Genomic DNA, 17,891 nt, shown 5'->3' on the forward strand with positions numbered 1-17,891 from the left:
ATGCGTTCAGCCATCGTCACGGGGGCCAGCTCCGGCATCGGCGAAGCGATCGTTAACCGCCTGCTGGCCGAGGGCTGGCAGGTAACGGGGATCAGTCGTCGCGGGGTGGACAACGCCCATCCGAACTTCACCAGCCTGAGCGTCGATTTAAGTGACACTGTCACGATTTCTGCCGCGCTCAACGCCCTTCCGGTGCCACAGGCGATTATTCACGCCGCTGGGATGATGGCTGCCGCCCCGCTCGGTGAGCTGGATCCGGCAGTCAGCGCCCGCCTGTGGGGGCTGCATATTCACGCCGCCGAGATCCTGTTCAACCACTTTGCCCCACGGATGAGCGACGGTGGGCGGCTGGTGGCTATCGGCAGCCGCACCTCACGGGGTGCGGCGGGCCGGTCGCAGTATGTCGCCACCAAAGCGGCACTGGTAGGCATGGTGCGCAGCTGGGCGGCAGAGCTGGCGCCGCGGGGGATCACCGCTAACGTGGTCGCGCCCGGAGCGACGCAAACCCCGATGCTTAGCGCGCCAGGGCGGGAAACGTCGCCGCCAAAAGTACCGCCGATGGGGAGGCTCATCGCCCCAGAAGAGGTGGCGGCGATGGTGAACTACCTGCTGAGCGCCGAGGCTGCGCCCATCACCGGGCAGGAGCTGGTGCTGTGCGGAGGGGCGTCGTTGGGGTAGATTGTACGGCCTTTAGCCGGGTGGCGGCTACGCCTTACCCGGCCTACGGGGGGTTGTAGGCCCGTGCAAGCGCAGCGCCGCCGGGCGATGCCGACGAGGGTAATGAGTGCCCCTCTCCCACAGAGAGTGAGCAACAATTGTGCTACGTTTTAACCACTATCCCCAACGCCGGAGCTGCCATGGAATACACCCCGCTTCTTGAATTCTGGTTTCACGACCAACACCAGGCGCTCTGGTTTTCCCGTAACAATGATTTTGACGCCCAGTGCAAACATCGCTTCTACCCGTTGTGGCAGGCCGCCTGCCGGGGAGAGCTTTTTCACTGGCGGGACAGGCCGCACGGACGGCTGGCGGAAATTATTTTGCTGGATCAGCTTTCGCGTAACCTGAACCGCAACGATCCCCGCGCCTGGCAGCAGGATGGTATGGCTCTGATTCTGGCTCAGGAGCTGGTTTATCAGCCGATGTGGCATGATCTGGACAGCAACCAAAAGGGCGTCTCGCTACTGCCGATGATGCATGCGGAATCACGGGTCATTCATCAGGAAGCAGAGCGGCTGTTTACCGCCCTGAATGAGCCGGGCTTTCTTAGTGCGGAAATCAAACACCGGGCGATTATTGCGCGCTTTGGCCGCTATCCGCACCGCAACAGCATTATGGGGAGAAGCTCCACCCCTGAAGAGGTGGAGTGGTTAAAGCACAATAAAGGCTTCTAAAGCGTGCGGAGGAAGACGGTGCCCTTCAGATAGAGCGCCGCCTGGCCACCAATCAACACCCTGTCGCCCTTCAGCTCGCAGCGCAGATCGCCCCCGCGGGCGGAGACCTGGCGAGCCTGCATTGCAGTTTTACCCAGCTTCTCGCTCCAGTAAGGGATCAACATGCTGTGGGCGGAGCCCGTAACCGGATCTTCCGCCACCCCTTCGCCCGGGCAGAAGAAGCGGCTGACAAAGTCATACTCATCCCCCGGGGCGGTGACGCAGACCATCTTACCCAGCGGCATCATGCCGTCGATATCCGGGGTTAGGGCCTCAACCTGCTGCTGGTTTTCCAGCACTACCATATAATCGCGTCCTGCCCGCACCTCTTTCGCCTCGCGGATACCCAGGGTGCTGAACAGCAGTTCGGGTGGGTTTTCCACCGCCTCACAACCCCATGCCGGGAAGTCCAGCGTCAGCCAGTCGCCGCTGCGCTTAACCCGCAGTTCGCCGACAAAGCGGGTGGAGAAAACGATCTCCGTGTGCGGGTAGTCGAGATATTCAAAAATCACGTGGGCGCTGGCAAGCGTGGCGTGACCGCACAGGTTAATTTCATGCAGCGTGGTAAACCAGCGCAGCTCAAAACCGGTATCGGTGCGCACGAAAAACGCGGTCTCCGACTGGTTATGCTGCTGTGCCATCTTTAACAGAATCTCATCCGGCAGCCACTTCTCGAGCGGGCATACCGCTGCAGGATTCCCACCAAATGCGCGGTCGCTAAACGCATCGACCAGATAGAATGCTATTTCTTTCATTGGGTTAACCCTTGTTATTAGCGTAAAAACAGATGACCTTTCATGTAGAGTGATGCCTTGCCGCTCATCAGCACCCGGTCGCCCTTCAGTTCACAACGCACATCGCCACCCCTCGCAGAGACCTGGCGGGCAAACAGCGAGGTTTTGTTCAGCTTTTCACTCCAGTATGGGATCAACATGGTATGCGCCGAGCCGGTAACCGGATCTTCCCACAATGCCACGCCCGGCGAGAAAAAGCGGCTGACAAAATCGTATTCGCCCTCGCCCCGGGCGGTAATCGACACTTTGTGCTCGCCGGGGGTCATGGCCTGAATATCAGGCGTAACCGCCTCAACCTGTTGACGGTTTTCCAGCACCAGCACCCAGGCGCGTCCCTTACGTGCCTCGACATAGTGGTCAATCCCCAGCGCGCGGAGCATCTCTGGCGGTGGGGTCTGGGCCTCCGTCGGACAGGCCGGGAAATCGAGGGTTAACCAGTCACCGTCGCGGCTGACGGTGAGCCTGCCGGAAGCAGTATCAAAATGGATCCGGGCATCGGGATAGTCCATCTCGTTAAACAACACCCAGGCGGTGGCAAGCGTCGCGTGGCCGCAGAGGTTGACCTCGCCGTGGGTGGTAAACCAGCGCAGTTCGATGCCACCTTTATGGCGCACAAAAAAGGCGGTCTCCGATTGGTTATGTTCCTGCGTCATCTTCAGCAGCGTCTCATCCGGCAACCACTCCGCGAGCGGGCACACTGCCGCCGGATTACCGCCAAATGCGCTATCGCTAAACGCATCAACGAGATAAAACTCAATTTCCTGCATCGCTCTACCTACTGTTAACTTAATGTTGCATCCTATATTCATGGAAAATAACCGATTTCACCAGCGATTACTTTGCCACCACAGTGAGATCTGCATCACAAAATGATTGTATTTCCATCAGTGATGGTTTTAAGATCAAAACACCTCATATACGTAACCAATCCCTGACATTCCTATGACAACCAACACAGTTTCCCGCCGGGTCGCATGGCTACGGGTGGTGACCCTCGCCGTCGCCGCATTTATCTTTAACACCACGGAGTTCGTCCCTGTCGGGTTGCTTTCGGACATCGCCAGCAGCTTCGGCATGGAGACGGCGCAGGTGGGGATCATGCTCACCATCTACGCCTGGGTGGTGGCGCTGATGTCGCTTCCCTTTATGCTGCTCACCAGCCAGGTAGAGCGCCGCGCGTTGCTGATCGGCCTGTTCGTGCTGTTTATCGCCAGCCATGTGCTGTCGTTTCTGGCGTGGAACTTTACGATACTGGTGATAAGCCGGATCGGGATTGCGTTTGCCCACGCCATTTTCTGGTCGATTACCGCCTCGCTGGCTATCCGTCTGGCCCCTGCCGGGAAGCGCGCTCAGGCGCTGAGCCTGCTGGCGACCGGCACCGCGCTGGCAATGGTGCTCGGGTTGCCGCTGGGCCGCATTGTCGGGCAATATTTTGGCTGGCGTACCACCTTTTTCATTATCGGCCTCGGGGCGCTGTTCACCCTGCTGTGTCTGATCAAACTGTTGCCGAAACTGCCGAGCGAGCACTCCGGCTCCCTGAAAAGCCTGCCGCTGCTGGTGCGTCGCCCTGCGCTGATGAGTCTCTATCTGCTGACGGTCGTCGTGGTGACTGCGCACTACACCGCCTACAGCTATATCGAGCCGTTTGTGCAGTCGGTTGCCGGATTCAGCGCCCGCTTTGCCACGGTACTGCTGTTGCTGTTGGGCGGCGCCGGCATTATCGGCAGCCTGCTGTTCGGTAAGCTCGGCAATCGTCACGCCTCTACGCTTGTCAGCAGCGCTATTGGCCTGTTGCTGGCGTGTCTGCTGCTTCTGCTTCCCGCCTCCGGGAGTGAAATGCATCTGGCGCTGCTGAGCCTGGTCTGGGGCGTGGCGATCATGATTATCGGCCTCGGGATGCAGGTGAAAGTGCTGGCGCTGGCGCCCGATGCCACCGACGTGGCGATGGCGCTCTTTTCCGGCATTTTCAATCTGGGGATTGGCGCAGGTGCGCTGGTGGGGAATCAGATAAGCCTGCATCTGTCGATGGCATCAATCGGCTATCTGGGGGCGATACCGGCGCTGGCGGCGTTAATCTGGTCGGTACTGATTTTCCGCAAATGGCCCGTCGCACTGGAAGAGCAGCCTCATCACGGCTAGCGAGGCGATCGGGTGGCGGAATGCCACCCGGTTCAATGATTAGGGGTAGGTCTGGATAATTTCCAGCACGCCGTTAATGATAAACTGCACACCCATGCAGACCAGCAGGAAGCCCATCAGGCGGGAGATCGCTTCGATACCATCTTTGCCTACCCAGCGCATAATGGCGCCGGAGCTGCGCAGACAGCCCCACAGGATCACGCCGATAAGAGCGAAGATCAGCGGCGGCGCAAGCATCACCACCCATTCCGGAAAAGTTGACCCGCTGCGCACCGTTGAGGCGGAGCTGATGATCATCGCAATGGTCCCCGGCCCTGCGGTGCTTGGCATCGCCAAAGGCACAAAAGCGATATTCGGCACCTCTTTACCCGGCCTCTCCTCAAGCGCGTCCTGCGCGTCGGTGGTATCCGTCGCTTTTTGCGCCGGGAACAGCATTCTGAAGCCGATAAAAGCAACGATCAGCCCACCCGCGATACGCAGGCCGGGAATAGAGATCCCGAAGGTGTTCATGACCAGCTGCCCGGCGTAGTACGCCACCATCATGATCGCGAAGACGTATACGGATGCCATGAGCGACTGGTGGTTACGTTGCTCACGGTTCATATCGCCCGCCAGACCCAGGAACAGCGCAACGGTAGTTAATGGGTTAGCCAGCGGCAGCAATACCACCAGCCCAAGCCCAATTGCTTTAATTAAATCAACCATTTTACTGAGTTGTCCTTATCAAAATTTAACCGGGCAAGTATAAGGTTAAACCGCCTGTTTCAGCCACGCACACATCGTAAGTAATATTTTCGTTACGGAATCAATTTATTCTGGTGATGGATAGAACGTCAAAACGGGCAAAAACTTGATCTGAATCGCTTTAGCAAATCGTGTCATAAGCAAATGCATTCAGTTGACTTATAGTTGCCTGAGCAATAATATCTGCCGTGATTAAACTACTTGCCAGGGCAACCATTGTGAAAAGCACCAGTGACCTCTTCAACGAAATCATTCCGCTGGGTCGTCTTATCTATATGGTTAACCAGAAGAAAGATCGCCTGCTCAATGACTATCTGTCGCCGCTGGATATCACCGCTACGCAGTTTAAAGTGCTCTGTTCTGTGCGCTGCGAAGGGTGTATTACCCCGGTTGAGCTGAAGAAAATCTTATCTGTGGACCTCGGCGCGCTGACCCGAATGATCGATCGGCTGGTCTGCAAAGGGTGGATTGAACGCCGCCCGAATCCGAATGACAAACGCGGCGTGCTGTTGCAACTGACCAGCAACGGCGCGGAAATGTGTGAAAAATGTCATCAATTAGTAGGACAAGAGCTGCACCAGGAACTAACAAAAAACTTAACGGCGGACGAAGTGGCAACTCTTGAGCGTTTGCTTAAGAAAATCCTGCCGTAAACAGAAAGAGGTATGACGATGTCCAGACGCAATACTGACGCCATCACTATTCATAGCATTTTGGACTGGATCGAAGATAACCTGGAGTCACCGCTCTCGCTTGAAAAAGTGTCTGAGCGCTCAGGTTACTCAAAATGGCACCTGCAACGGATGTTTAAAAAAGAGACCGGCCACTCATTAGGCCAGTACATCCGCAGCCGCAAATTAACGGAAATCGCACAGAAGCTGAAGGAAAGTAACGAGCCGATCCTGTATCTGGCTGAGCGTTACGGGTTTGAATCACAACAGACCCTGACCCGCACGTTCAAGAACTACTTCGATGTGCCGCCGCATAAATACCGTATTACCAATATGCATGGGGAATCCCGGTATCTGCTTCCGATCAATCATTGTAACTGCTAATCGCCTGTATTAAGAGCCTGATGAGTTAGGCTCTAAGACGTATCGAGGAAATCATGAAACTATTCGCTTCCGCCGCCTTTACCGCTTTGGTGCTGGTCTCAGGCCAGAGTTTTGCGGAGCAAACGCCATCCGTGCCGCAGCCACACAGCCGCGACACGATGATTCTGCCGACCGCTAACGGTCAGTCGCCTCACGATTTTAACCATATGGGCGCAGGCAGCGACAAATCCGACGAATTAGGGGTGCCGTACTACAATCAGCACAATTAATTCGTTTTGCCCCGCCCGCGCGGGGCTTTTTTTTAGCTTCTCACCCGCGCCGTCCGGCGCACGCAAAAACCAAAGACATTAATATAGAGCCCTGCCATCACCAGAACCGCTCCCGCAAGCTGCAATGCCCCGAGCTTTTCATCCAACAGCAGCGCCGCGCTGGCGATCCCCACCACCGGTACTAACAGCGACAGCGGCGCCACCCGCCAGGTTTCGTAGCGTCCGAGCAGTGAGCCCCAGATGCCGTAGCCAACAATGGTGGCGACAAACGCCAGGTAGATCAGCGATAAAATCGTGGTCAGGTCGATGCTGACCAGGCTGTTGCGCATGACCGTCGGGCCATCAAGCAGGTATGACGCCACCATAAAGGGCACGATCGGGATCAAGGCGCTCCACACCACCAGCGACATTACCGCCGGACGCGTCTCAAGCTGCATGATCTTTTTGTTAAAAATATTGCCGCAGGCCCAACTGAATGCAGCCGCCAGAGTCAGTACAAAGCCGAGTAGCGCGACGTGCTGCCCGTTCAGGCTGGCCTCTGCCAGCACCAGCACGCCGACGACGGCCAGAGCGATCCCCGCCAACTGTTTGCCCTGCAGCCGCTCGCCAAACACCAGCGCCCCCAGGATAATGGTGAAAAACGCCTGAGCCTGTAACACCAGCGAGGCGAGTCCGGCAGGCATGCCGAAGTTAATGGCGCAAAACAAAAAGGCAAATTGCCCGAAGCTGATGGTCAGGCCATAACCCAGCAACAGTCGAAACGGGATTTTTGGGCGGGCAACAAAAAACAGCGCCGGGAAGGCTACCAGCAGAAAACGTAAACCGGCCAGCATCAGCGGAGGCATATTATGCAACCCGACTTTGATCACCACAAAATTCAGCCCCCATACCACCACCACCAGCAATGCCAGCAGCCCATCTTTGCGCGTCATACCCAGCCCCTGTTTATTAAATTTTTGTAAACACTTATCAAAGTAACGAAAAAAACGGGCGAGGAACAGATCATTAATTCTGACAGGCAGGCAAAGCACTTAGGGATAAATTGGGTGCTATACAAGACGCTTATGGCGTGATAATCCTGATAGATATTACAAAAATTTACATGCATTTGTCGGGCAGGAAAATGAAACAGTCTCTCAGGGGTTCAACCGCAGCGCTGCTGGCCTCATCGCTATTACTCACCATTGGCCGCGGCGCCACGCTGCCGTTTATGACCATCTATTTAACCCGCGTCTTCAACATGAGCGTGGAGAATATTGGTTATGCCCTGACGGTGGCCCTGACGATTGGCGTGGTCTTCAGCTTAGGGTTTGGCATTCTGGCCGACAAGTTCGATAAAAACCGCTATATGCTGATCGCCATTACCGCAGTGGCGCTGGGCTTTCTGGCGATCCCGTTGGTGGATAATGCAGTCATGGTGGTGCTGGCATTCTCGCTCATCAACTGCGCCTATTCGGTCTTTTCCACGGTGCTGAAAGCCTGGTTTTCCGATGTGCTGAACCCGGCGGAAAAGGCGCGCGTTTTCTCGCTTAACTACAGTTTTCTGAACATTGGCTGGACCATTGGACCGCCGCTGAGCACCCTGCTGGTGATGTACAGCCTGCAACTGCCGTTCTGGGTTGCCGCCTTCTGCGCTGCGCTGCCGCTGGTTTTAGTTCAGCGCTATGTGCAAAAAAGCGTGGCGGCCGACGGTGAAAACGCCCCGGTGCCGTGGCAGCCGTCAGTGCTGCTTCGTGACCGGGCACTGTTCTGGTATACCCTCTCCGGGCTGCTGGCCTCCTATGTGGGCGGCTCATTCGCCAGCTGTATCTCTCAGTATGTACTGGCGGCCGATTACGACAGCGATTTTGCCCAAAAGGTGGTGGCCGTGGTGCTGCCGGTGAATGCCGCGCTGGTGGTCTCCCTGCAATACATCATTGGTCGCAAACTGTCGGCACGTAATATTCGCCCGCTGATGACCCTGGGCACCCTATTTTTCGTCCTTGGACTGGCGGGGTTTATGCTCTCCGGCGAGAATCTGGTCTACTGGGGTATTGCCGCGGCGGTGTTTACCATCGGCGAAATTATTTATGCGCCAGGTGAATATATGCTGATCGACAACATCGCCCCACCGGGCATGAAGGCCAGCTACTTCTCCGCCCAGGCCCTTGGCTGGCTGGGTGCGGCGTTTAACCCGATGATTACCGGGCTGATACTAACCCATCTTCCGCACTGGTCGCTGTTTGTGATAATGATGGTCGCCATTGTGCTGGCATGGATGATGATTTTGCGCGGGATGCGGATGAAGGCGTGGGATGAATTACCTCGTGTAGCTTGAGAGCAGCGCCCGGCGACGCGGCGCTTGCCGGGCCAGTCTGAATAACACTGGAGCTTAATGTTCACATTTTACGCGAATACACGATGGTTCCAGCTATCTTCGTAGAGAATATTTCCATCAATGTACTTCCACAGAATCTTTTCATACCGTAACTCAATATCTTCAAGGTGCGTGCTTGTCATACCACTGGGATGCAAATTCGGCGTAATGGCACAAATTTTGACGTTTTCCATGACAATATTGAAATACTCTACCTCAATACCAGCGTCGTTGGTTTGATACATCTTCAGCGTTGCTGTTTTTAAAGTACGGCCTTCGCAAAGTGCCCGAAACAGCAATGGCGTCGTTCTATCAAACTCTTTCTGGACTTTTACAGGAGTATGAAGTTTGGTCCCACTTAGTTTACCCGTATTTGGATCCGAGGGTAACCAAACATGATGACTAACAGACCGCAGTTCAATAGAACCAAGTCGGGCAGGCATAAGACAAGGACCAACTATGGGTGAACCGTTGTCATCCGTAAGCCATAAATGTGCGGGGTTAGACATATTTTATATCCTCTCTATCACTTTTTAAATTTAAACCAGAGAAAAACGTGAAAACCAATAAGAAATAAAATAAATAATCCTGTTAACTCGATGGCAACATCAGGAAAGTGAGAGACAGCGAACATAGCAAATACAACAATTGATAAACAACATCCCCATCCCCATAGAAACAGGACAAACTCTTCTTTCAACCATTTTTTTAAGAACCGCATAATTTACCTCATTAGCCTGACAATTAAATCAACAAGCTCATCATCTGATATAATCATGGGGTTTAGATAGGGGCTACGGGTAATTAATGGCTCGATAATGAAATACATCATCTCAAGTTTACGCGCATAGAGCGCCTGATAATAAAACGCATTAAATGTCTTAAGATTATCAGCACAAAGCGCTGCTTCATGAACTAAACCATAAACGCTGAGCGAAACTGCTGTAGCTGTTACGCTTCCTTTTAGAATCAGCGATCTGGCTTGACTTAGTCGCCCGTGTACTATGGCATGAAAACTGTAGCTTTGGCAGATCGCAGTTGCCACAGAAATAGTGAGCAGCCGGTTCGTCGTGCCTGTTGTTGATAGATAAACACCAGCTTTAACAAGTTTGCGAAGGATATGTTGAATACGCCCTTCTGTTTTATTTTTAAAATGAATTTCTATATACAGTCGAATCATTTCAAAAATAACATCTCGATCTTTATATAACTGGATAAGACCAGAGATAAACCTTGCATCCTCATGCTTAAGTTTCGCACATACATCCTGATAATTCTCTAAAAAGCAAGATATATAATACGATGCACGGGTTACACCACCTTCCATTTGCTTAAGAGTGGAGGTGACGTTATCCTTGACGCCTGCTACCGCCTTATCCAACTTAAGAGCAAGGATTTTATCAGCTTGCACAGAAGTAATGATTGCATCATTGAAATACATACTCCTCCCATCAGTAATTTTTTATTAGCATTACAGGATGAGATATAAGCACACATAACTTGAAGAAAGTATTAATGAATTCCGAAATATTAGTAGGCCGGGTAAGGCGCAGCCGCCACCCGGCACACATATCGCACCGAAATTAATGGTGCAACATCTCCTCAACGACCTGCTCTTTATACATTTCGTTTGGATAGTAGGTTGGCCAGTTGTCCATCTCTTTTAATAACGCCTCGTGGGAAGTATTGCCCATAAAGATATGGAAATGGCTGGACTGGCGCGGGCCGATAATATGGTCGCTGAACTGGACAAATTTCGGCGCCTGGCTGCTGGCGTCCTTACATTCAAACAGGTAGCGCACCCCTTTTTTACCGGACGCGTAAGTCAGGATCTTATAGCCGTTAGAGACATATTCGCAGCTGGCGACGTTTTTCCCGCGATGAAATTCCATCACATTATTTTCGATGCCGATGCTCTCTACGTCGGTGGCGTAACCGGTGCGGTAGTAGGCTTTTACCTGATCAAAAGTTTTACTCTTGTCTTTCTCCGCCTTCTTTTTGAATACCGGGTCGAGATCGCCGCTCAGCAGAAACGGATAGACCGACTGCCAGACGCCGTCCCAGTTGGACAGCGGGCGATCCTTTACATCTTTATCGTCAAACACGCCGTTTGCCGCTTTTTGTTCCGCCTCGGTCATCTGATGTCCGTGGGAATGGGCATATAGCTGGCCGCTGACCAGCAGCGCCCCCAGAGTTATTGCAAACTTACCAATATGTCCTGCCAAGATAATATCCTCACTCCGTTTAAGTGAGTGAGGATGTTATAGTATAACATTGCGCAAAACAACCCTGTTAAATTGCGACAAGGCCGCGGACACCCTCCTGCTCCATATTCTCCCCGCGCCCGCGCTGGATAATGCTTCCCCGGGACATGAGCAGATAACTGTCAGCCAGCTCGGCGGCAAAATCATAGAACTGTTCCACCAGCAGGATCGCCATATCTCCCCGGCTGGCGAGCTGGCGGATCACCTGGCCGATCTCCTTGATGACCGACGGCTGAATCCCCTCTGTCGGCTCATCCAGAATCAGCAGCTGCGGACGGCTGGCCAGCGCCCGGCCAATCGCCAGCTGTTGCTGCTGTCCGCCTGAAAGATCCCCGCCCCGACGCTGCTTCATCTCCTGTAATACTGGAAACAGCCGCCAGATCTCGTCGGGCACCTGCTTCGCCTCGCGCGCCGGAAAGCGCGATAAGCCGAGCAGCAGGTTCTCCTCCACCGTCAGCCGGGGAAAAATGTCCCGCCCCTGCGGCACATAGGCGACGCCCGCCTGTACCCGCTGGTGCGGTTTAGCCTGGGTAAGATTTTTGCCCTGCCAGAGGATCTCCCCGTTGCGCGCCGGGATCAGCCCCATCAGACACTTCAGCAGCGTGGTTTTACCTACGCCGTTGCGCCCCAGCAGGCAGGTGACTTCGCCGGGCAGCGCCTCAAAGCTGACCCCGCGCAGGATGTGGCTCCCGCCGTAATACTGATTCAGTTCGCTAACCTGTAACATCCGCGCTCCTTAGCGTCCAAGATAGACTTCAATCACCTGCTCGTTGGCCTGCACCTCACGCAGCGACCCCTCCGCCAGCACCCGCCCCTGATGGAGCACCGTCACGTGATCGGCAATGGTTTCAACAAAACCCATGTCATGCTCCACCACCATCAGGGAGTGTTTACCCGCCAGGGTGCGGAACAGCTCGGCGGTATACTCGGTTTCGGCGTCGGTCATCCCGGCGGCTGGCTCATCGAGCAGCAGCAGATGCGGCTCCTGCACCAGCAGCATGCCGATCTCCAGAAACTGTTTCTGGCCGTGAGACAGCAGCCCCGCCCGGCGATGCCGCTCCCCGCCGAGGCGCAGCAGGCTCAGCATTTCGTTGATCCGATCCCCCTGCTCGCTGCTCAGCCGGGCGCGCAGGCTGGCCCACACTGACTTATCCCCCTTCATCGCCAGCTCAAGGTTTTCCCATACCGTCAGGGCTTCAAACACCGTCGGCTTCTGGAATTTGCGCCCGATGCCCTGGCGGGCAATGGCTATCGGGTCGAGGGTAGTGAGATCGGTCGTCTGATCGTAAATTGCCCGTCCGCTCTGGGGCCGCGTTTTACCGGTGATAACATCCATCAGGGTGGTTTTCCCGGCGCCGTTGGGGCCAATCACGCAGCGCAACTCCCCCACGCCGATATTGAGCGACAGATCGGTAAGTGCTTTAAACCCGTCAAAGCTGACGTTGATCCCCTCCAGCTGCAACACCGGGTCAGTTTGATCGCGGTAACGATCCCCGGGAAGCTGGCGGGTAAATAACGCTTCGGCTGGCTGCATTATTTATCTCCTTTGCGTAACAGGCCCGTGACCCCGCGCGGTAAAAACAGCGTGACGGCAATAAAGATCAGCCCCAGAAACAGCTGCCAGTACTCCGGCATCACCACGGTGAAAACGCTTTTTGCGCCGTTGACCAACGCCGCGCCAATCACCGGGCCGATCAGCGTGCCGCGTCCGCCGAGGGCCACCCAGATCGCCGCTTCGATGGAGTTGGTAGGCGACATCTCGCCGGGGTTGATAATGCCCACCTGCGGGACGTAGAGCGCTCCGGCCAGTCCGCACAGCACCGCGGACAGGGTCCAGACCAGCAGTTTAAAACCGCGCGGATCGTAGCCGCAGAAGGTGAGCCGGTTTTCCGCATCCCGCACCGCCGTCAGGATGCGGCCAAACTTGCTTTTCGCCAGCGCATAGCCCACCGCCAGCGAGGCGGCCAGCAGCAGCACGGTGGCAATAAACAATCCGATACGCGTGGTGGTGGCGGTCACGGAAAAGCCCAGCAGCGTGGTGAAGCCGGTAAAGCCGTTGTTGCCGCCAAAGCCGGTTTCATTGCGAAAGAACAGCAGCATTCCGGCGAAGGTCAGCGCCTGGGTCATAATCGAAAAATAGACCCCTTTGATTTTTGAGCGGAAGGCAAACCAGCCGAACAGCAACGCCAGCAGGCCGGGCACCATGACGATCAGCACCAGCGCCCAGGCGAAATGCTGGGTGCCCCACCAGTACCAGGGCAATTCGCTCCAGGAGAGGAATGACATAAACGCCGGTAATCCGTCGCCTGCTGCCTGACGCATCAGGTACATTCCCATGGCGTAGCCGCCGAGGGCAAAAAAGAGACCGTGGCCAAGCGAGAGCATCCCGGCGTAGCCCCACACCAGATCAAGGGCCACGGCGACAACGGCGTAACAGAGAATTTTGCCTACCAGGGTCAGCATCCAGGTCGAAACGGCCAGCGGATGGCTGGCGGGCAGCAGCGCCAGAAACGGCAGCACCAGCAGTGCGGCGAGGATCAGGGCGCCGAGTATCGGTACGCTGCGCGGCGCTTTCCGCGCCAGGGTTAAGGTCAGTGGCTGGCTCATCAGTCGATTACCCTCCCTTTCAGTGCAAACAACCCCTGAGGGCGCTTCTGAATAAACAGAATAATCGCCACCAGAATCACAATTTTGCCCAGTACGGCCCCCATCTGCGGCTCGAGGATCTTATTGAAAATCCCCAGACCAAAGGCGGCCGCCACGCTGCCAGCCAGTTGACCCACACCGCCGAGCACCACCACGAGGAAGGAGTCGATGATGTAGCCCTGGCCCAGCTCCGGTCCGACGTTACCCAGCTGCGACAGCGCCACGCCGCCGAGCCCGGCAATCCCCGATCCCAGCCCAAAAGCCAGCATATCGACGCGCCCGGTCGGTACCCCGCAGCAGGCGGCCATGCTGCGGTTTTGCGTTACCGCCCGCACGTTCAGCCCCAGCCGGGTTTTGTTGAGGATGAGCCAGGTGAAAAACAGCACCAGCAGCACAAAGCCCAGCACCACCAGCCGGTTCCACGGCAGGATCAGGCTGGCATAGACCTGGACGCCGCCGGAGAGCCATGCCGGATTCGCCACTTCAAGGTTCTGCGCCCCGAAGAGCATGCGCACCAGCTGGATGAGCATCAGACTGATACCCCAGGTGGCGAGCAGGGTTTCCAGCGGACGGCCATACAGATGACGGATCACCGTGCGCTCAAGGGCCATACCTACCGTCGCCGTCAGCATGAACGCCACCGGCAGCGCCACCAGCGGATAAAAAGTGAGCCATTGCGGGGTAAACTGCGCCATCGCCTGCTGCACCAGCCAGGTGGCGTAAGCCCCGAGCATCAGCATCTCCCCGTGCGCCATATTGATCACCCCCAGCAATCCATAGGTGATCGCCAGCCCGAGCGCGGCCAGCAGCAGAATGGAGCCCAGCGACAGCCCCATAAACGTCTGCCCCAGCAGGTCGCTTATCGTCTGACGATGCTGGATCTGGCGCAGGCTTTCCGCCGCGGCCTCGCGTACTTCACCATCCGGCTCCGTCTGGGCGCGGGTATAGGGCAGCAGGCGGGCCTGCACTTCCGGATCGCTCGATTCTCCCAGCAGCGTCACCGCCTGCTTGCGCACCGCGGGTTGCGGGCTGGTCAGTTGCAGACTGGCGACGGCGAGGCTCAACACTTCCCGCACCCCATCGTCCTTTTCACTCGCCAGCTGGCGTTGTAAAAACGGCAGCATTTGTGGCTGGGGATCGCGCTGAAGCTGACGCGCCGCCGCCAGCCTTTCGGTGACACTGTCACCTGTCAGCTGATGGGTAGCGAGCGCGGTGGCGGCCAGCACCCTCAGGCGGTTGGTCAGGCGCACCGCTTTCGGTGAGCCCTGCGCCTGAGCCGCATCACCGAGGGCGATTAACCCGCTCGCCTGGCGGGCAAAAGCGTGTTTGTTGTCGTCGACAACGACGTTCTCTTGCTTGAGAGCCCGCAGCAGCGGCAGCCTGGACGGATCCGGCGCGGCGGCCCACTGCTCCAGCAGAACGGCCTGCTGGCTGCGGCTGGCGGCAACAAAGTTATCGGCGTCCGTTGCCTGCGCCATCCCTGGCAGCAGTCCGGCAAGCCATACGAGAGCGAAGATTGTGCGCATGACGTTCATGGCTTTACCTCTCTGATCCGGATTCAGTTACTGGCAGTTTTAATCGGGGTGTCGGGTTTTTTGTCATTCCCGGCGATGAACGGACTCCACGGCTGGGCGCGAACCGGTGCTTCGGTCTGCCACACCACGTTGAACTGGCCGTTACCCTCGATTTCACCAATCATTACCGGCTTATGCAGGTGGTGGTTAGTGGCATCCATGGTCACGGTGAAGCCCGACGGCGCTTTAAAGGACTGACCCGCCATAGCAGCGCGCACCTTATCCACGTCGGTGGTGCCCGCTTTCTCTACCGCCTGGGCCCACATATGGATCCCCACGTAGGTAGCTTCCATCGGATCGTTGGTCACAACCGTTCCGGCGTTAGGCAGCTTCTGTGTTTTGGCCCAGTTTTTATAGGCCGCGACAAAGGCCTGGTTAGCCGGGTTATCTACCGACTCGAAGTAGTTCCATGCCGCCAGGTTGCCCACCAGCGGTTTGGTATCGATGCCACGCAGCTCCTCTTCCCCTACCGAGAAGGCGACGACCGGTACTTCGGTGGCTTTTACGCCCTGGTTCGCCAGCTCTTTGTAGAACGGCACGTTGGAGTCGCCATTGATGGTGGAGACCACCGCGGTTTTACCTGCGGCTGAGAATTTCTTGATGCTGGCGACGATGGTCTGGTAATCGCTGTGGCCGAACGGGGTGTAGACCTCTTCGATATCTTTATCCTGAACGCCTTTGGAGTGCAGGTAGGCGCGCAGAATTTTGTTGGTGGTGCGCGGATAAACGTAGTCGGTGCCCAGCAGGAAGAAGCGCTTCGCCGCCCCGCCGTCTTCGCTCATCAGGTATTCCACCGCCGGGATAGCCTGCTGGTTAGGTGCCGCGCCGGTGTAGAAAACGTTCGGCGACATCTCTTCCCCCTCGTACTGCACCGGGTAGAACAGCAGACCGTTCAGCTCCTCAAACACTGGCAGAACCGATTTGCGTGAGACCGAGGTCCAGCAGCCGAAGACCGCAGCCACCTTATCCTGGCTTAACAGCTGACGGGCTTTCTCGGCAAACAGCGGCCAGTTCGAGGCGGGATCCACCACCACCGGCTCCAGTTTTTTGCCCAGCACGCCGCCTTTGGCGTTGATCTCATCGATGGTCATCAGCGCCACGTCCTTAAGCGGCGTTTCGGAAATCGCCATCGTTCCGGAGAGGGAGTGCATGATGCCAATTTTAATGGTGTCGGCGGCCTGCACGCTGAAACTCATCCCCATGGCCACCACAGAGGCCGATAAAGCAAAGGCTTTTAACAAGGTACGACGATGCATAATTTTCACTCCTGAAAAGAAACGCTGTGCGAAATCGTCCGTTACGGCGTGGACGCAGAAAAAGCATTCAGGAGGAGACAGAGCAAAAAGGATGCCAGATCGAAAAGAGAGCAGTATCAGTGTGCTGGAGAGGATTTTTGAAGCAGACGCGGATCAGGATGGCACAGCGTTGCACTTTATTAATGCAACGCTGTGAGAAGCGTTTACCAGACTTCGCTGGCGATTTGCGTGACCAGACGCACCTTGTCCCACTGTTGCGCTTCGGTCAGGGCGTTCCCCTCTTCGGTGGAGGCAAAGCCGCACTGCGGGCTGAGGCAGATCTGCTCTTTCGCAACATACTTCGCCGCCTCTTCCAGACGCGCTTTCACCCCTTCCGGGTTCTCCAGCTCGCCGCTTTTGGTGGTGATCAGCCCCAGTACCACCTGCTGCTTGCCCGGACGGACAAAGCGTAACGGGGCAAAGTCGCCGCTGCGATCGTTGTCATATTCGAGGAAGAAGGCATCGACGTTGACGGTGCCAAACAGAATCTCGGCCACCGGCTCGTAGCCCCCTTCGGAGATCCAGGTTGACCGGAAGTTACCGCGGCAGACGTGCAGCCCGATGATCAGATCGTCCGGCTTACCTTCCAGCGCCTTGTTCAGCACGCGGGCATAGGTACGCGCCAGTTGGTCCGGGTCATCGCCGCGCTCGCGGATCTGGCGGCGCTGATCGTCGGAGCAGAGGTAGGCCCAGACGGTGTCATCGAGCTGAAGGTTGCGACAGCCGGCTGCATAGAAGGCATGAATAGCGTCGTGCCAGGTTTGCGCCAGATCATCGAAATAAACCTCCAGATCCGGATAGACGGTGGCATCAATATCTTTACGTCCGCCGCGGAAATGCAGCACGCTCGGGCTCGGGATGGTCATTTTCGGCTGGGCGTTGCCGCTGACGCTCTGCAAATAGCGGAAATCATCCAGCATCGGATGGCTGCCGAATCCCAGCTTGCCGGTGACGCGCACGCCGTGGGCTTTGGTCTGCACGCCGTTAAACTGGATCCCCTGCTCAGATTCGTAGCGCTCCACCCCCTGCAGGCCGTCGAAGAAATCAAAGTGCCACCAGGCGCGGCGAAACTCCCCGTCGGTCACCACCTGCAGACCGCAGGCGCACTGCTGTTCAACCACGTGGCGAATCGCCTCGTCTTCTACTGCACGCAGCTGCTGCGCGTTAATCTCACCGCTGGCGAACTGGATCCGTGCCTGCTTGATGGCGTCGGGACGTAAGAAACTGCCTACCACATCGGCACGGTACGGGGCGTGTTGTCGCTGCATGCTTTTCTCCTTTAACTGCCGCCAGGTAATTGCCGACAGTGATAATTCATCTTT

The 17,891-nt window shown here is 56.3% G+C and carries 21 protein-coding genes; 7 read left to right on the forward strand and 14 right to left on the reverse strand.

Features of this window, described 5'->3' with window-relative positions:
* Nucleotides 1-678 carry an SDR family NAD(P)-dependent oxidoreductase gene (locus DVA43_RS06665; protein WP_114315010.1) on the forward strand — a complete coding sequence of 226 codons (678 nt, stop codon included), beginning with the start codon at nt 1-3 and terminating at the stop codon, nt 676-678.
* A gap of 179 nt (nt 679-857) precedes the next feature.
* Nucleotides 858-1,394 (forward strand): DUF924 family protein, encoded by a 537-nt coding sequence (locus DVA43_RS06670; RefSeq protein ID WP_114315011.1) that lies wholly within the window; start codon nt 858-860, stop codon nt 1,392-1,394.
* Here DVA43_RS06670 and DVA43_RS06675 read toward each other — a convergent pair.
* Together DVA43_RS06675 and DVA43_RS06680 are read right to left on the reverse strand one after the other, a co-directional pair.
* A complete protein-coding gene (locus DVA43_RS06675) occupies nt 1,391-2,188 on the reverse strand; it encodes a PhzF family phenazine biosynthesis protein (RefSeq protein WP_114315012.1) in 798 nt (265 codons plus the stop codon). The genes DVA43_RS06670 and DVA43_RS06675 overlap by 4 nt on opposite strands.
* A 17-nt stretch (nt 2,189-2,205) precedes the next feature.
* The gene (locus DVA43_RS06680) at nt 2,206-2,994 is read right to left on the reverse strand and encodes a PhzF family phenazine biosynthesis protein (protein WP_114315013.1); all 789 of its coding nucleotides are present in this window, start codon (nt 2,992-2,994) and stop codon (nt 2,206-2,208) included.
* Nucleotides 2,995-3,169: 175 nt separating this feature from the next.
* Between DVA43_RS06680 and DVA43_RS06685 the strand changes: the two genes are divergently transcribed.
* Nucleotides 3,170-4,366 (forward strand): sugar transporter, encoded by a 1,197-nt coding sequence (locus DVA43_RS06685; protein ID WP_114315014.1) that lies wholly within the window; start codon nt 3,170-3,172, stop codon nt 4,364-4,366.
* A gap of 39 nt (nt 4,367-4,405) precedes the next feature.
* Here the strand turns inward: DVA43_RS06685 and DVA43_RS06690 are convergent, their stop codons facing one another.
* On the reverse strand, nt 4,406-5,071 hold the full coding sequence (locus DVA43_RS06690; RefSeq protein ID WP_103824447.1) for a MarC family NAAT transporter: 666 nt from the start codon (nt 5,069-5,071) through the stop codon (nt 4,406-4,408).
* Nucleotides 5,072-5,328: 257 nt separating this feature from the next.
* On the opposite strand from DVA43_RS06690, the gene marR reads away from it, so the two are divergent.
* From marR to marB, 3 genes are read left to right on the forward strand one after another with little or no spacing between them, the layout of a single operon-like run.
* On the forward strand, nt 5,329-5,763 hold the full coding sequence (marR, locus tag DVA43_RS06695) for a multiple antibiotic resistance transcriptional regulator MarR (protein ID WP_103824448.1): 435 nt from the start codon (nt 5,329-5,331) through the stop codon (nt 5,761-5,763).
* Between the two features lie 18 nt (nt 5,764-5,781).
* Nucleotides 5,782-6,165, forward strand: coding sequence for an MDR efflux pump AcrAB transcriptional activator MarA (marA, locus tag DVA43_RS06700; RefSeq protein WP_139156372.1), 384 nt, complete (start codon nt 5,782-5,784; stop codon nt 6,163-6,165).
* A 53-nt stretch (nt 6,166-6,218) separates the two neighbouring features.
* Nucleotides 6,219-6,434: a multiple antibiotic resistance protein MarB gene (gene marB / locus DVA43_RS06705; RefSeq protein WP_103179554.1), complete on the forward strand. Its 216-nt coding sequence runs from the start codon at nt 6,219-6,221 to the stop codon at nt 6,432-6,434.
* Between the two features lie 32 nt (nt 6,435-6,466).
* Here marB and eamA read toward each other — a convergent pair whose 3' ends face one another.
* Nucleotides 6,467-7,366 carry an O-acetylserine/cysteine exporter gene (gene eamA / locus DVA43_RS06710; RefSeq protein WP_114315015.1) on the reverse strand — a complete coding sequence of 300 codons (900 nt, stop codon included), beginning with the start codon at nt 7,364-7,366 and terminating at the stop codon, nt 6,467-6,469.
* A gap of 191 nt (nt 7,367-7,557) precedes the next feature.
* Here eamA and ydeE point away from each other — a divergent pair, with 191 nt between their 5' ends.
* Nucleotides 7,558-8,751: an efflux MFS transporter YdeE gene (gene ydeE / locus DVA43_RS06715; RefSeq protein ID WP_114315016.1), complete on the forward strand. Its 1,194-nt coding sequence runs from the start codon at nt 7,558-7,560 to the stop codon at nt 8,749-8,751.
* Between the two features lie 68 nt (nt 8,752-8,819).
* Here the strand turns inward: ydeE and DVA43_RS06720 are convergent, their stop codons facing one another.
* The 10 genes from DVA43_RS06720 to DVA43_RS06765 all read right to left on the reverse strand — a co-directional run bounded on the left by DVA43_RS06720 (nt 8,820) and on the right by DVA43_RS06765 (nt 17,837).
* Nucleotides 8,820-9,299 carry a type VI secretion system tube protein TssD gene (locus tag DVA43_RS06720; RefSeq protein ID WP_114315017.1) on the reverse strand — a complete coding sequence of 160 codons (480 nt, stop codon included), beginning with the start codon at nt 9,297-9,299 and terminating at the stop codon, nt 8,820-8,822.
* Nucleotides 9,300-9,316: 17 nt separating this feature from the next.
* A complete protein-coding gene (locus tag DVA43_RS25070; RefSeq protein WP_114315018.1) occupies nt 9,317-9,511 on the reverse strand; it encodes a hypothetical protein in 195 nt (64 codons plus the stop codon).
* Nucleotides 9,512-9,514: 3 nt separating this feature from the next.
* The gene (locus tag DVA43_RS06730; protein WP_114315019.1) at nt 9,515-10,231 is read right to left on the reverse strand and encodes a hypothetical protein; all 717 of its coding nucleotides are present in this window, start codon (nt 10,229-10,231) and stop codon (nt 9,515-9,517) included.
* Nucleotides 10,232-10,373: 142 nt separating this feature from the next.
* A complete protein-coding gene (zinT, locus tag DVA43_RS06735) occupies nt 10,374-11,015 on the reverse strand; it encodes a metal-binding protein ZinT (protein ID WP_114315020.1) in 642 nt (213 codons plus the stop codon).
* Between the two features lie 67 nt (nt 11,016-11,082).
* Nucleotides 11,083-11,781, reverse strand: coding sequence for an urea ABC transporter ATP-binding subunit UrtE (gene urtE / locus DVA43_RS06740; RefSeq protein WP_114315021.1), 699 nt, complete (start codon nt 11,779-11,781; stop codon nt 11,083-11,085).
* A gap of 9 nt (nt 11,782-11,790) precedes the next feature.
* Nucleotides 11,791-12,588, reverse strand: a complete 798-nt coding sequence (gene urtD, locus DVA43_RS06745) for an urea ABC transporter ATP-binding protein UrtD (RefSeq protein ID WP_114315022.1) — start codon at nt 12,586-12,588, stop codon at nt 11,791-11,793.
* A complete protein-coding gene (gene urtC, locus DVA43_RS06750) occupies nt 12,588-13,661 on the reverse strand; it encodes an urea ABC transporter permease subunit UrtC (protein ID WP_114315023.1) in 1,074 nt (357 codons plus the stop codon). The genes urtD and urtC overlap by 1 nt, the downstream gene beginning before the upstream one ends.
* Nucleotides 13,661-15,235 carry an urea ABC transporter permease subunit UrtB gene (gene urtB, locus DVA43_RS06755; RefSeq protein WP_114315024.1) on the reverse strand — a complete coding sequence of 525 codons (1,575 nt, stop codon included), beginning with the start codon at nt 15,233-15,235 and terminating at the stop codon, nt 13,661-13,663. The genes urtC and urtB overlap by 1 nt, the downstream gene beginning before the upstream one ends.
* 23 nt (nt 15,236-15,258) lie before the next feature.
* A complete protein-coding gene (gene urtA, locus DVA43_RS06760) occupies nt 15,259-16,530 on the reverse strand; it encodes an urea ABC transporter substrate-binding protein (RefSeq protein WP_114315025.1) in 1,272 nt (423 codons plus the stop codon).
* 203 nt (nt 16,531-16,733) lie between these two features.
* On the reverse strand, nt 16,734-17,837 hold the full coding sequence (locus DVA43_RS06765; protein ID WP_114315026.1) for a cobalamin-independent methionine synthase II family protein: 1,104 nt from the start codon (nt 17,835-17,837) through the stop codon (nt 16,734-16,736).
* Between the last annotated feature and the right edge of the window lie 54 nt (nt 17,838-17,891).

The sequence above is a fragment of the Leclercia sp. W6 genome (assembly GCF_003336345.1).
Taxonomy (GTDB): domain Bacteria; phylum Pseudomonadota; class Gammaproteobacteria; order Enterobacterales; family Enterobacteriaceae; genus Enterobacter.

What these genes read in the sequence shown, in the direction of transcription:
- ydeE (WP_114315016.1), top strand. Translation starts at nt 7,558, where the DNA reads ATGAAACAGTCTCTCAGGGGTTCAACCGCAGCGCTGCTGGCCTCATCG.
- DVA43_RS06670 (WP_114315011.1), top strand. Translation starts at nt 858, where the DNA reads ATGGAATACACCCCGCTTCTTGAATTCTGGTTTCACGACCAACACCAG.
- urtA (WP_114315025.1), bottom strand. Translation starts at nt 16,530, where the DNA reads ATGCATCGTCGTACCTTGTTAAAAGCCTTTGCTTTATCGGCCTCTGTG.
- marA (WP_139156372.1), top strand. Translation starts at nt 5,782, where the DNA reads ATGTCCAGACGCAATACTGACGCCATCACTATTCATAGCATTTTGGAC.
- DVA43_RS06720 (WP_114315017.1), bottom strand. Translation starts at nt 9,299, where the DNA reads ATGTCTAACCCCGCACATTTATGGCTTACGGATGACAACGGTTCACCC.
- urtE (WP_114315021.1), bottom strand. Translation starts at nt 11,781, where the DNA reads ATGTTACAGGTTAGCGAACTGAATCAGTATTACGGCGGGAGCCACATC.
- DVA43_RS25070 (WP_114315018.1), bottom strand. Translation starts at nt 9,511, where the DNA reads ATGCGGTTCTTAAAAAAATGGTTGAAAGAAGAGTTTGTCCTGTTTCTA.
- DVA43_RS06680 (WP_114315013.1), bottom strand. Translation starts at nt 2,994, where the DNA reads ATGCAGGAAATTGAGTTTTATCTCGTTGATGCGTTTAGCGATAGCGCA.
- DVA43_RS06730 (WP_114315019.1), bottom strand. Translation starts at nt 10,231, where the DNA reads ATGTATTTCAATGATGCAATCATTACTTCTGTGCAAGCTGATAAAATC.
- urtC (WP_114315023.1), bottom strand. Translation starts at nt 13,661, where the DNA reads ATGAGCCAGCCACTGACCTTAACCCTGGCGCGGAAAGCGCCGCGCAGC.
- marB (WP_103179554.1), top strand. Translation starts at nt 6,219, where the DNA reads ATGAAACTATTCGCTTCCGCCGCCTTTACCGCTTTGGTGCTGGTCTCA.
- DVA43_RS06675 (WP_114315012.1), bottom strand. Translation starts at nt 2,188, where the DNA reads ATGAAAGAAATAGCATTCTATCTGGTCGATGCGTTTAGCGACCGCGCA.
- DVA43_RS06665 (WP_114315010.1), top strand. Translation starts at nt 1, where the DNA reads ATGCGTTCAGCCATCGTCACGGGGGCCAGCTCCGGCATCGGCGAAGCG.
- DVA43_RS06765 (WP_114315026.1), bottom strand. Translation starts at nt 17,837, where the DNA reads ATGCAGCGACAACACGCCCCGTACCGTGCCGATGTGGTAGGCAGTTTC.
- DVA43_RS06685 (WP_114315014.1), top strand. Translation starts at nt 3,170, where the DNA reads ATGACAACCAACACAGTTTCCCGCCGGGTCGCATGGCTACGGGTGGTG.
- urtB (WP_114315024.1), bottom strand. Translation starts at nt 15,235, where the DNA reads ATGAACGTCATGCGCACAATCTTCGCTCTCGTATGGCTTGCCGGACTG.
- DVA43_RS06690 (WP_103824447.1), bottom strand. Translation starts at nt 5,071, where the DNA reads ATGGTTGATTTAATTAAAGCAATTGGGCTTGGGCTGGTGGTATTGCTG.
- eamA (WP_114315015.1), bottom strand. Translation starts at nt 7,366, where the DNA reads ATGACGCGCAAAGATGGGCTGCTGGCATTGCTGGTGGTGGTGGTATGG.
- urtD (WP_114315022.1), bottom strand. Translation starts at nt 12,588, where the DNA reads ATGCAGCCAGCCGAAGCGTTATTTACCCGCCAGCTTCCCGGGGATCGT.